At 71.1% G+C, this 12,406-nt stretch carries 9 protein-coding genes; 3 read left to right on the top strand and 6 right to left on the bottom strand.

What is annotated here, in order from left to right; genetic code table 11:
* Nucleotides 1–36: 36 nt before the first annotated feature.
* A complete protein-coding gene (locus ACIPUC_RS20230; protein ID WP_446590992.1) occupies nt 37–576 on the top strand; it encodes an RNA 2'-phosphotransferase in 540 nt (179 codons plus the stop codon).
* Between the two features lie 208 nt (nt 577–784).
* Here ACIPUC_RS20230 and ACIPUC_RS20225 read toward each other — a convergent pair whose 3' ends face one another.
* Nucleotides 785–1,690, bottom strand: coding sequence for an LLM class flavin-dependent oxidoreductase (locus tag ACIPUC_RS20225; RefSeq protein ID WP_446590991.1), 906 nt, complete (start codon nt 1,688–1,690; stop codon nt 785–787).
* 124 nt (nt 1,691–1,814) lie between these two features.
* Between ACIPUC_RS20225 and ACIPUC_RS20220 the strand changes: the two genes are divergently transcribed.
* The gene (locus tag ACIPUC_RS20220) at nt 1,815–2,738 is read left to right on the top strand and encodes a Cof-type HAD-IIB family hydrolase (RefSeq protein ID WP_446590990.1); all 924 of its coding nucleotides are present in this window, start codon (nt 1,815–1,817) and stop codon (nt 2,736–2,738) included.
* On the opposite strand, the gene ACIPUC_RS20215 is transcribed toward ACIPUC_RS20220, so the two are convergent.
* The 4 genes from ACIPUC_RS20215 to ACIPUC_RS20200 all read right to left on the bottom strand — a co-directional run bounded on the left by ACIPUC_RS20215 (nt 2,735) and on the right by ACIPUC_RS20200 (nt 10,646).
* Nucleotides 2,735–4,471, bottom strand: coding sequence for a sensor histidine kinase (locus tag ACIPUC_RS20215; protein ID WP_446590989.1), 1,737 nt, complete (start codon nt 4,469–4,471; stop codon nt 2,735–2,737). The genes ACIPUC_RS20220 and ACIPUC_RS20215 overlap by 4 nt on opposite strands.
* A gap of 24 nt (nt 4,472–4,495) precedes the next feature.
* Entirely contained in the window at nt 4,496–8,047 is a 3,552-nt protein-coding gene (gene cydD, locus ACIPUC_RS20210; RefSeq protein WP_446590987.1) for a thiol reductant ABC exporter subunit CydD, read from the bottom strand.
* 73 nt (nt 8,048–8,120) lie between these two features.
* Entirely contained in the window at nt 8,121–9,122 is a 1,002-nt protein-coding gene (gene cydB, locus ACIPUC_RS20205) for a cytochrome d ubiquinol oxidase subunit II (RefSeq protein WP_446590986.1), read from the bottom strand.
* Between the two features lie 18 nt (nt 9,123–9,140).
* Nucleotides 9,141–10,646 (bottom strand): cytochrome ubiquinol oxidase subunit I, encoded by a 1,506-nt coding sequence (locus ACIPUC_RS20200; RefSeq protein ID WP_446590985.1) that lies wholly within the window; start codon nt 10,644–10,646, stop codon nt 9,141–9,143.
* A 190-nt stretch (nt 10,647–10,836) separates the two neighbouring features.
* Here ACIPUC_RS20200 and ACIPUC_RS20195 point away from each other — a divergent pair, with 190 nt between their 5' ends.
* The gene (locus ACIPUC_RS20195) at nt 10,837–11,205 is read left to right on the top strand and encodes a cyclophilin-like fold protein (protein WP_446590984.1); all 369 of its coding nucleotides are present in this window, start codon (nt 10,837–10,839) and stop codon (nt 11,203–11,205) included.
* Between the two features lie 15 nt (nt 11,206–11,220).
* On the opposite strand, the gene hisC is transcribed toward ACIPUC_RS20195, so the two are convergent.
* Nucleotides 11,221–12,300, bottom strand: a complete 1,080-nt coding sequence (gene hisC, locus ACIPUC_RS20190; protein WP_446590983.1) for a histidinol-phosphate transaminase — start codon at nt 12,298–12,300, stop codon at nt 11,221–11,223.
* Between the last annotated feature and the right edge of the window lie 106 nt (nt 12,301–12,406).

The following is a 12,406-nucleotide window of genomic DNA, read 5'->3' as shown; positions in this document are numbered from 1 at the left end:
CTGCCGGAAGGCCTCCCGACCCGGCAGGCTGGGGCCATGGACGACAGACGCACCGTGAAGGTGTCCAAATACGTCTCGAAACACCTGCGGCACCAGCCGGAACGGATCGGACTGGTGCTCGACCCGCACGGCTGGGTGGAGATCGACGACCTGCTGCGCGCGGCCGCCGCCCACGGTTTCGCCTTCAGCCGCGCCGAACTCGATCACGTCGTGGCCGCCAACGACAAACAGCGGTTCGCCGTCGACGGCACCCGGATCCGGGCCAGCCAGGGCCACACGGTGGCCGTCGACCTGGATCTTCCGGAAGCCGAACCGCCCGCGTACCTCTACCACGGCACCGTCGCCGCGGCCCTGGAAGCGATCCGCGCCGAGGGCCTGCGCCCGATGGCCCGCCACCACGTGCACCTGTCCCCCGACAGGGAGACCGCGACCCGGGTCGGCGCACGACGCGGCCGGCCCGTGGTGCTCAGTGTGGACGCGGGTGGGATGCGCTCCGCCGGGCACGTCTTCCGGATCAGCGCGAACGGGGTGTGGCTGGTGGACGCCGTACCGCCGCAGTTCCTGCGCTTCCAGTAGGACGTCCTGGCGCGCGCCCCGGCCGGCACCACTGGCTCAGCCCAGTGCCTGGACAATGCCGCCTGGACCGAGCAGGAGCGGGGCGCCGGACGCATCCCGGGGCCGCAGGGGTCGCCGCGCTGATCGACGAGGTCAAGACGCTGCCCGAGAGCGCGGTGCCCGACTGGCTGCTGCCGTCGGCAGAGCGCCTGTTCGTGGGAGCGGCGGATCAGCCGTTCAGCTGGGCCGTTGCCTCCAGGGCGATCTTCTCGAAGACCGACTCGTCCGCGGCGAAGTCGGAGTCCGGGATCGGCGCGTGGATCACCAGCTCGGTGAAGCCCAGCTCGAGGTGACGCCCCGCGAAGTCGACGAACGCATCCACGGATTCGAGCACCGTGTTGGCCTCGGGCGTGAAGCCGGTCAGCAGGATCTTCTCCATCGATGCGGCATCCCTCCCGATCTCCGCGCAGGCCTTGCCGAGCTTCTCGACCTGGCCGCGGATGGCCTCCACCGACTGCTCCGGAGTGCCGTCCGCGAAGAGCTTCGGGTCACCCGTGGTCACCCACGCCTGCCCGTGCCGCGCGGCGAGCCGCAGACCGCGCGGGCCCGTGGCGGCAACCGCGAACGGCAGGCGCGGCCGCTGCACACAGCCGGGGATGTTGCGGGCCTCCTCCGCGGAGTAGAAGGTGCCCTGCGAGCTCACCGCGCCCTCGGTCAGCAGCGTGTCCAGCAGCGGCACGAACTCGGCGAACCGGTCGGCCCGCTCGCGCGGGCTCCACGGCACCTGGCCCAGCGCGGTCGCGTCGAAGCCGTTGCCGCCCGCGCCGATACCGAGGGTGACCCGCCCGCCGGACACGTCATCCAGGGTGATGAGCTCCTTGGCGAGGGTTACGGGGTGGCGGAAGTTCGGAGAAGTGACCAGCGTCCCCAGGCGCAGCCGCTCGGTGGCCCCGGCCGCCGCGGTCAGGGTGGGCAACGCTCCGAACCAGGGTCCGTCGCGGAAGGTCCGCCAGGACAGGTGGTCATAGGTGTAGGCGGTGTGGAAGCCGAGCTGTTCTGCCCGGACCCACTGGTCGCGCCCCCCTTCGTGCCATCGACGTACCGGAAGGATCACCGTGCTCAGACGCAGACTCATGCGTTCGAGACTACGGCCGTCCCGATGTTTCACGTGAAACATGGCCGCCGAAGCGGTGTTTCACGTGAAACGTCGGCGGCTCTCGGACGGGACGGCCCCACCGTGGTCCGGGCGATCGCGGGCGATGGGCGAAGATGGGGCGGTGACCTCGGCTCCCCAGCGCCCGGATGGGCCAACCCCCACCCCTCGGCTCATCGCCACCGACCTCGACGGCACCCTGCTGCGCGACGACAAGTCCGTCTCGCTGCGCACCGTCGCCGCACTCGCCGCCGCCGAGGAGGCCGGGATCGAGGTCTTCTTCGTCACCGGACGGCCCGCCCGCTGGATGGACGTGGTCAGCGACCACGTCCACGGTCACGGCCTCGCAATCTGCGCGAACGGCGCTGCGGTCGTCGATCTGCATGCCGGGCGGGAATTCGTCCAGGTCAGAGCACTTCCCCGAGCTGCCGCCCTGTCCGTTGTGAACGCCCTGCGGAGCGCGGCACCCGGCACCTCCTTCGCCGTCGAGCTGACCACCGGCATCAACTACGAGCCGGCGTACCCGCCCTTCTTCAAGGACCCCGGCGCCCACGTCGCCATCGCCGAGAAGCTGCTCGCCGAGGACACGGACGACAGCGCCGCGCCCGTACTCAAGCTGCTCGCGCACCACGCCGAACTGGCCCCGGACGAATTCCTCGCCCTGGCCCGCTCGGCCGCCGGCGAGTACGCCTCCATCACCCGCTCAAGCCCCACCGCCCTCCTGGAGGTCAGCGGACACGGCGTCTCCAAGGCGAGCACCCTGGCGCTGTGCTGCGCCGAGCGGGGCATTTCCCCCGCCGAGGTCGTCGCCTTCGGAGACATGCCGAACGACGTGGAGATGCTCAGCTGGGCGGGCACCTCCTACGCGATGGGAAACGCACACCCGGACGTGATCGCGGCCGCGTCCGGCCGTACCACCGCCAACAACGAGGACGGAGTCGCCGTCGTCATCGAGCGCATCGTGGCCGACCTGATCGCTCGGCGGCAGCACCGGGACTCTGCCTCCCAGCGCCCGCAGGACGAGTCCTAGAGCGGGGCCTCCCACACCAGGGTGGTCCCGCCGCCGTCCTCGCCGATGCCCGGGCCGTACGAGCTCGTGCCGCCCAGGGACTCGGCCCGCCGGCGCAGATTCCGCAGCCCGCTGCGCCGCCCGCCCTCGGTGATGCCCACCCCGTCATCGGCGACCTCCAGCCGCACGCCCGGGCGTCCGTCGGCCAGCGTGACGGTGGAGTCCAGGACCACCTCGATGCGCGAGGCGTCGGCGTGGCGGAACGCGTTGGACAGGGCCTCGCGCAGCGCGGCGATCAGGTTCTTGCCGACCAGTTCACCGACGACCGCGTCGATCGGGCCGAGGAAGCGGTGCGCGGGCTTGAACCCGAGCGGCACGGCCGCCATGTTGATCTCCCGGAGCACCCGGGTGCGCAGGCCCGAGGGAGCCTCCGCCGGGCCCTGCTGGAGGGCGAAGATCGCCGTGCGGATCTCCTGGATCGTCACGTCCAGCTCGTCCACGGCCTTGCCGACCCCGTCGCGGACCTCCGGGACGATGGACCGGCGCTGGGCGCCCTCCAGCATCATGCCGGTGGCGAACAGCCGCTGGATGACCAGGTCGTGCAGATCACGGGCGATTCGGTCGCGGTCCTCGAAGACGGCGAGCCGTTCCCGGTCGCGCTGCGCCTCCGCCATCATGAGCGCGAGCGCGGCCTGTGAGGCGAACTGCGTGGCCAGCGTCCGCTCGGCCTCGCTGAACGGACGGCTGCCGCGGCCCCTAGGGGTGACCAGCGCCCCCAGCACCCGGCCGCCGCTGTGCAGGGGCAGCATCATGCAGGGCCCGTACTGGCTGGTCAGCTTGCTGACCATGCGCGGGTCGGACGCCGCGTCGTCGACGAAGACCGGCTCTCCCTGGAGCAGCCTGTGCACGACCGGGCTCTCGGCGGGGATCACCACGCCGAGCGAGGTGGCCGGGTTCTCGGCGGAGACGGCGACGATCTCCATCCCGCCCTCCTCGGCCGGGAGCATGACGATCCCGGCGGAGGAGTCGGCCAGGCGGCGGGCCTGCTCGGCCACCACCGCAAGGGCGTCGTCGGCGTCCCCGCCTGACAGCAGGGCGGTGGTGACGGCCACCGAACCGTCGATCCAGCGCTCTCGCTGGGTGGCCGCCTCGTACAGGCGGGCGTTGCCGATGGCGATGCCCGCCTCGGTCGCCAGCACCCGGACCATGTTGACGTCGTAGTCGTTGAACGGGCCGCCTCCGTTCTTCTCGGCAAGGTACAGATTGCCGAAGATCTCCCCCTGGACCCGGATCGGGACGCCGAGGAACGTGTTCATGGCCGGGTGGTGCGGCGGGAAGCCCGCCGAGCGCGGATCCTTCGTAAGATCCTCGAGCCGGACGGTGTCGGTCTGCGAGATCAGCGCCCCCAGCAGGCCCCGCTTCCCGTCCGGGCGGTGACCGATCTTCCGGGCGAGCTCGGAGCTGATCCCGAACGTGACGAAGTCCGAAAGTCCGCGGCCCTCCATGTCGACGACGCCGATCGCCGCGTAGCGGGCGTCCGCGAGCTCGGCCGCGGTCTCGCAGATCCGGTCCAGGGTGGAGTGCAGTTCGAGTCCGGTACCGACCGATCTCATGGCCTCCAGCAGCTGCGGTACCCGGGCCGTGAGCTCGGTGGACAGGCCTTGCAGACTCCTGGTGGCCTGGGTGGCGGCCTCCAGCGGGTCCGGCGTTCCCGGTGATGGTTCCGGCGGTTCCTGGGACTCCTGCACTGACATGTCCTTGAGACTAGTTAGTCCCGTTTAGCGGGGAAAGTCGGCATGGGGAAAGCCGGCCACCGCCGCGTCGGCTCCCCGTTCCCGCTCCAGCAGCCGCCGCAGCGGCCCCTCGGCGGCGGCCAGCTCGGCGTACGCACCGCGCTGTACGACCTCTCCGCCGTCGAGCACGAGCACCTCGTCGACCGCCTCCAGCCCGGCGAGCCGGTGCGTGATGAGCACGGTGGTACGGCCCTCGGTCGCCGTCAGCAGGTCGGCGGTCAGCGCGTCCGCCGTGGCCAGGTCGAGATGCTCGGCCGGCTCGTCCAGCACCAGTACGGGGAAGTCCGCGAGCAGCGCCCGGGCCAGGGCCAGGCGCTGGCGCTGGCCGCCGGAGATCCGCTCCCCGTGCTCGCCGACCAGCGTGTCGAGCCCGTCCGGAAGTCCGTCGGCCCACTCCAGGAGCCGCGCCGCGGCCAGCGCCTCCCGCAGCTCCTGCTCACTCGCGCCGGTCCGGGCCAGCCGCAGGTTCTCCCGTACCGAGCTGTCGAAGAGGTGCGCGTCTTGGGCGCAGAGCCCCACGAGCGCCCGGACGTCGTCCCCGTCGAGCGCGCACGCGTCGGTGCCGCCCACGGTGTACGTGCCCTCGCGCGGGTCCAGGAAGCGCAGCAGGACCTGCGCGAGGGTGGTCTTGCCGGAGCCCGAGGGGCCGACGACGGCGATGCGCCGGCCGGCTTCCAGGCTCAGCTCCACGCCCCGCAGCGCGTCCCGTTCCTGGCCGGGGTGCCGGGCGGCGAGCCCCGTCAGCCGCAGCGGGAAGGGCGAGCCGGGGGCCGCGGCGGCCTGCTGCGGCTCGGCGACCGGAGCCGTTGCGTCGATGACCTCGTAGAGCCGCTCGGCGCTGCGGCGCACCCGCTGGCGGTACTGGACCGCGAGCGGAAGGCCGTTGACCGCCTCGAAGGCGGCGAGGGGAGTCAGTACGGCGACGGCCATGGCTACTCCGGACAGCCGTCCGTCGTGCACCGCGTTCGCGGCCGCGGCCGCGGCGGCCACGACGGTCAGCCCGCACACGAGGGCGGACAGCCCGCCGCCCAGCCCGGCCGCGGCCGATCCGCGGGCGGCGATCCGCGTCAGCACGCCGTCGCTCTCCCCGGCCCGGGCCTTGCGGTCTTCCAGCGCCCCGGCGACGGTCAGTTCCGCGGTGCCGGTGAGCAGATCGGCCACCCGGGTGGCGAGTTCGCCCCGGGCGGGAGCCAGTCGGCGCTCCGCACGCCGCGCGCAGGCCCCGCTGACGAGCGGAACGCCGATGCCGGCGGCGAGCAGTCCGACGGCGAGCGCGGCTCCCGCCTCCGGCAGCAGCCAGGTGGTGAAGGCGACGGAACCGGTGCCGACGAGCACCGCGGTTCCGACCGGCAGCAGCCAGCGCAGCCAGTAGTCCTGCAGCGCGTCCGCGTCGGCCACCAGGCGGGTCAGCAGGTCGCCGCGCCGGTGCTCGCGCAGCCCGGCAGGGGCGATGCGCTCCAGCCTGCGGTACACGGAGACCCGCAGATCGGCGAGCATCCGCAGGACGGCGTCGTGCGAGACGAGCCGCTCGGCGTACCGGAAGACGGCCCGGCCCATTCCGAAGGCCCGGGTGGCCGTCACGGCCACCATCAGATAGAGCACGGGGGGCTGTTCGGAGGCCCGCGAGATCAGCCAGCCGGACACGGCCATCAGCCCGACGCTGCACCCCACGGCCAGCGCTCCGAGCATCAGTCCGAGCCGGAAACGGCCCTGCCACGCCCTGGCCACGGCCCGGACCCGGCGCAGCGGATCGCTCCCGCCGGAGTCGGTCCCGCCGACGGCGCGCGCCCGCTCGGCCGCTGCGCCGAGGATCCACTCCCCGGCGTCGGGTGCGGACGGGTCGGAAGCCCCGGCCCGGACGGCGGCGGTCCGGGGGAGCGGCGCGGGGGGCGCTCCCGCCGCGGCGATCGGGACCACGCGGTCGGCGACGGCGAGCAGCGCCGGCCGGTGCACGACCAGCAGGACGGTCCGGCCCACGGCCAGCCGCCGGACCGCGTCCACCACGGCGGCCTCGGTCTCGCCGTCCAGCGCCGCGGTCGGCTCGTCCAGAAGCAGCACGGGCCGGTCCGCCAGGAACGCCCGGGCGAGCGCCAGCCGCTGCCGCTGCCCGGCGGACAGTCCCACGCCCCCCTCGCCGAGGGGGGTTTCGACCCCGCCCGGCAGCGCGGCCACGAACTCCCAGGCGCCCGCGTCCCGCAGGGCCCGGGCCACGTCCGCTGCGCAGGCCTCCGGGCGGGCCAGCCGTACGTTTTCGCCGATGGTCCCGGCGAACAGGTGCGGGCGCTGCGGCACCCACGCCACCCGCTCCCGCCACTGCTCCGGCGACAGTTCGGCAAGGTCCGCTCCCGCGATCCGAACCTGTCCCGCGGTCGGTGCCACGAACCCCAGCAGCACCTGGAGCAGCGTGGACTTCCCGACTCCGCTCGGGCCGGTGAGCGCCACGCACTCCCCCGGTTCGACGGTCAGCGAGACCGGCCCGGGCGAGTCCTCGCTCCGGCCCTCGTACCGGACGGCGACCCCGTCGATCTCGATGCGCAGGGGAGCGCCGCCCGGCAGGACGGCTCCGCCGGCCGGCCGCGCGACGGGGGTCTCGAGGACCTCGAAGATCTCCTCGGCGGCCGCCAGCCCCTCGGCGGCCGCGTGGTACTGCGCGCCCACCTGCCGCAACGGCAGGTACGCCTCGGGCGCCAGGATCAGGATGACCAGTCCGGTGTAGAGGTCCAGCTCCCCGTGGACCAGCCGCATGCCGATGGTCACCGCCACCAGCGCCACCGACAGGGTCGCCAGGAGTTCCAGCGCGAAGGAGGAGAGGAAGGCGATGCGCAGGGTCCGCATCGTCGCGCGCCGGTAGTCGTCGGTGATCTTCCGGATCGACTCGGCCTGGGCCTTGGCCCGTCCGAATACCTTCAGGGTGGGAAGTCCGGCCACCACGTCGAGGAAGTGCCCCGACAGGCGCGACAGCAGCCGCCACTGGCGGTCCATCCGGGACTGGGTGGCCATGCCGATGAGGACCATGAACAGCGGGATCAGGGGCAGGGTGACGACGATGATGGCAGCCGACACCCAGTCCTCGGTGACGATCCGGGCCAGCACCGCCGCCGGCACCACCACCGCGAGCCCCAGCTGGGGCAGGTAGCGGCAGAAGTAGTCGTCGAGCGCGTCCACGCCCCGGGTGGCCAGGGCGACCAGTGACCCGGTCCGCTGGCCGTTCAGCCAGCCGGGCCCCAGATCCGCGGCCCGGTCCAGCAGCCGGCCCCGCAGTTCCGACTTGACCGCCGCGCCGGCCCGGTGCGCGGCCAGCTCCGTCAGCCAGGCGATCAGGCCGCGGCCCAGCGCCACCGCCGCGAGCAGCAGCAGCGGCGTCCGCAGCGCGGCCCCGCCCATCCCCTGTTCGAAGGCGCCGACCACGATTTCGGCGATCAGCATCGCCTGACCGACGACCAGCCCTGCCCCGGCAAGGCCCAGGGCCACCACCGCGCCCAGGAAGAGGCGGGTGGAACGGGCGTACCGAAGCAGGCGCGGGTCGATCGGTTTCACGTGAAACATCTCCCAGGCAGGGTCGGTCGGTCAGACAGGAGGGTCAGGGCGGCGGTGCCGCCGCACGCGGAGCTCAGTGCGCGTCGACGATGTGCTGCGTCCCGATGCGCTTGCGGAACACCCAGTACGTCCAGCCCTGGTAGAGCAGGACCAGCGGCGTGGCCACTGCCGCAAGCCAGGTCATGATCTTCAGGGTGTACGGGCTGGACGAGGCGTTGGTGACCGTGAGGCTCCAGGCGTCGTCCAGCGAGGACGGCATGACGTTCGGGAACAGCGTCAGGAAGAGCATCGCGACGGCCGCCGCGATGGTGACCCCGGACAGGGCGAACGCCCAGCCCTCGCGGCCCGCCCGGGTGAAGCCGAGGGCCCCGACCAGCGCGAGCACAGCGACGACCATGGCGACCAGGCTCTTGGCGTCGCCGCGCGTGAACTGGGTCCACGTCAGGAACACCAGGGCCAGCACCGCTGCGGCCGCACCCAGCCGGTTCGCGAGCCTGCGCGACCGGTCCCGGATGTCACCGACCGTCTTGAGCGAGGTGAAAACCGCACCGTGGAAGGTGAACAGGGTGAGGGTGACCAGGCCCCCGAGGAGCGAGTAGCCGTTCAGGAGGTCGAGGAAGGTGCCGACGTACTCCTTGTTCTGATCGATCTTCACACCGCGGACGATGTTGGCGAAGGCCACGCCCCACAGGAACGCGGGGATCAGCGAGGTCCAGAAGATCGCGTGTTCCCAGTTGGTCTGCCACTTGTCCTCGGGGCGCTTGTGCCGGTATTCGAACGCCACCCCCCGGATGATCAGGCAGACCAGGATGAGCAGCAGCGGAAGGTAGAACCCGGAGAAGAGGGTGGCGTACCAGTCGGGGAACGCGGCGAAGGTCGCACCGCCCGCGGTGAGCAGCCAGACCTCGTTGCCGTCCCAGACCGGCCCGATCGTGTTGATCAGGACTCGCTTCTCCGTACGGTCGCGGGCGAGCAGCTTGGTCAGCACGCCGACTCCGAAGTCGAAGCCCTCCAGGAAGAAGTAGCCGATCCACAGAACGGCGATGAGTACGAACCAGACGTCGTGGAGTTGCATCGTGTGGTCTCCTCAGCCTCAGTACGAGAAGGCCATCGGCCGGTCGGGGTTCTTGTCGTCCCCGCCGATCTTGGTGGGCGGGTTGAGATCGGCCTCGGTGAGCTCGGGGGGCCCGAGCTTGACGTACTTCACCAGCAGCTTGACCTCGATCACGGCGAGCACCGCGTACAGGAGCGTGAAGCCGATCATGGACGTGAGGACCTCGCCCTGCGAGACGCCCGGCGAGACCGCGTCCCGGGTGCGCAGGACTCCGTAGACCACCCAGGGCTGGCGGCCCATCTCGGTGAAGATCCAGCCCCAGGAGCTGGCGATGAGCGGGAAGCCCATGGTCCAGAGCGCGACGATCCAGTAGAGCCGTCCCCACTTGGGGCTCAGCGCCTGCTTGAAGAGGACCAGGTTCGGGACCTCGTCCTCCGAGGTGCGCAGTCCCGGCGGGAGCATGAACTTCTTGCGGGTCAGCCACAGCCCCAGCACGCCGATGCCGAGCGAGGCCATGCCGAAGCCGATCATCCAGCGGAAGCCCCAGTAGGCGACGGGGATGTTGGGCCGGTAGTCGCCGGGCCCGAACTTCTCCTGCTCGGCTTTGTTGACGTCGTTGATGCCCGGGACGAAGGAGGTGAAGTCGTCATTGGCCAGGAAGGACAGCAGGCCGGGGATCTCTATGGCGACCTCGTTGTGGCCCTTCTCGACATCGCCGTAGGCGAAGATCGAGAAGGGTGCCGGCGCCTCGCCGTCCCAGAGCGCCTCGGCGGCGGCCATCTTCATCGGCTGCTGCTTGAACATGACCTTGCCGAGCAGGTCACCGCTGATGGCGGTGCCCAGTCCGGCGATGATCAGAGTGACCAGGCCGAGCCGCAGCGAGGTCCGCATCACCGGGATGTGCTTCTTGCGCGCCAGGTGGAAGGCGGCGATGCCGACCATGAACGCGCCTCCGACCAGGAAGGCGGCCGTGATGGTGTGGAAGAACTGGGTGAGCGCCGTGTTCTGGGTGAGCACCTGCCAGAAATCGGTGAGCTCGGCCCGGCCGCGCTCCTCGTTGATGCGGTATCCGACCGGGTGCTGCATCCAGGAATTGGCCGCGAGGATGAAGTAGGCGGACAGGACGGTGCCGATGGACACCATCCAGATGCAGGCCAGGTGGATCTTCTTCGGCAGCTTGTCCCAGCCGAAGATCCACAGACCGATGAAGGTCGACTCGAAGAAGAAGGCGATCAGCGCCTCGAAGGCCAGCGGGGCCCCGAAGACGTCACCGACGAATCGCGAGTAGTCGGACCAGTTCATGCCGAACTGGAACTCCTGGACGATGCCGGTGACGACGCCCATCGCGATATTGATCAAGAAGAGCTTTCCCCAGAACTTGGTGGCCCTGAGGTACTTCTCCTTCTCGGTGCGCACCCACGCGGTCTGCAGGCCGGCCGTGAGCGCGGCGAGCGAGATCGTCAGGGGGACGAAGAGGAAGTGGTAGACGGTGGTAATACCGAACTGCCATCGCGCCAGTGTCTCCGGCGCCAAAGCTAGGTCCACGTCGTCGTCTCCTTCGTGTCACCGTGGTCACAGCCGCAGTCTGCCTGTTGTGTCCCACTCAATCCGGGAGAAAGCAGGGCACGCTTGTGAACGCGTTCACATTCACAAGCATTATGGCGCACCGGCGTTCCGAGCTTTCAGGCGGGGGTCCCTCTAGCCAACAGATTCAACAGATTGTTGAATGCGGCTCATGAAGATTCGAATCTCCTGGCCTGCGGGCCAGCTCACCGCAACCCTCGACGAGACCCCGACCAGCAAAGCGCTGGCCGAGGCCCTTCCGATCTCCGCCTCCGCGAACACCTGGGGCGAGGAGGTCTACTTCGACACCGGCATCTCCGTTGCCCTGGAGCACGACGCCCAGCAGGTCGTTGAGCCCGGCACGGTCGCCTTCTGGACCGAGGGCGACGCGCTCGCCCTGCCCTACGGCCCCACTCCCATCTCGCGCGGAGGCGAGAGCCGCCTGGCGAGCCCGTGCAACGTGCTCGGCTCGTTCGACGGCGACCCCCGCCTGCTGTCCACCGTCCGCGACGGCGATCCCCTCCGCGTGGAACTGGCCTGACCAGGCCTGCAGCTCCTACAGCTCCTTGAAGAAGGCCTCCGCCGCGTGCAGGAAGAGGTCGTTCGCCTCGGTCTCACCGATCGTGACCCGCAGGCCCTCGCCCGCGAAGGGCCGGACCACCACACCGGCCTTCTCGCAGGCCGCCGCGAAGTCCGCGGTCCGCTCCCCCAGCCGCATCCACACGAAGTTCGCCTGCGTGTCCGGCACGGTCCAGCCCTGTGCGAGCAGCGTCTCGTGGACCCGCTTGCGCTCGCACACCAGCGCCCCGACGCGGCCCATCAGCTCGTCCTCGGCGCGCAGCGAGGCCACCGCCGCGTCCTGGGCGAGCTGGCTGACGCCGAAGGGCACCGCCGTCTTGCGCAGCGCAGCCGCCACCGGCTCGTGCGCCACCGCGAAGCCCACGCGCAGGCCGGCGAGCCCGTACGCCTTGGAGAACGTCCGCAGCACGCAGACGTTCGGACGGTCGCGGTACAGCTCGATGCCGTCCGGTACGTCGGCGTCGCGCACGAACTCGCGGTAGGCCTCGTCCAGCACCACCAGGACGTCCGAGGGCACCCGGTCCAGGAAGCGCTCCAGCTCGGCACGGCGCACGGCGGTACCGGTGGGGTTGTTGGGGTTGCAGACGAAGATCAGCCGGGTCCGCTCCGTGACCGCCTCGGCCATCGCGTCCAGGTCGTGCACATCGCCGTCGGTCAGCGGCACCCGCACCGAGGTCGCACCCGAGATCTGCGTGATGATCGGGTACGCCTCGAAGGAGCGCCAGGCGTAGATGACCTCGTCGCCCGGGCCGGCCGTCGACTGGATCAGCGACTGGGCCACGCCCACCGAGCCGGTGCCGGTGGCGACGTGCCCGACCGGCACCCCGAACCGCTCCGCGATCTCGTTCACCAGGCCGGTGCAGGCCATGTCCGGGTACCGGTTGAAGTTCCCGGCCGCCGCGACCGCGCTCTCCAGCACCCCGGTCAGCGGCGGGTAAGGGTTCTCGTTCGAGGACAGCTTGTACGCGACGGCCCCGCCCGCGGCAGCCGGCTTGCCCGGCTTGTACGTGGGAATGCCGTCCAGCTCGGCGCGCAGCTTCGGGCTCTTCTCGCTCACCGCAGGTCCTCCTCGACCATCCCGTCCGACGTCGCCGTCGACTCAATACTGCTCACCTTATGAGGATTCCGCTCTTCCGAGAATGGGGGCGCCTGGAATGCGGGGG

The organism is Streptomyces sp. LARHCF249, assembly GCF_052871255.1.
This window is presented reverse-complemented; position numbering and strand designations above follow the sequence as displayed.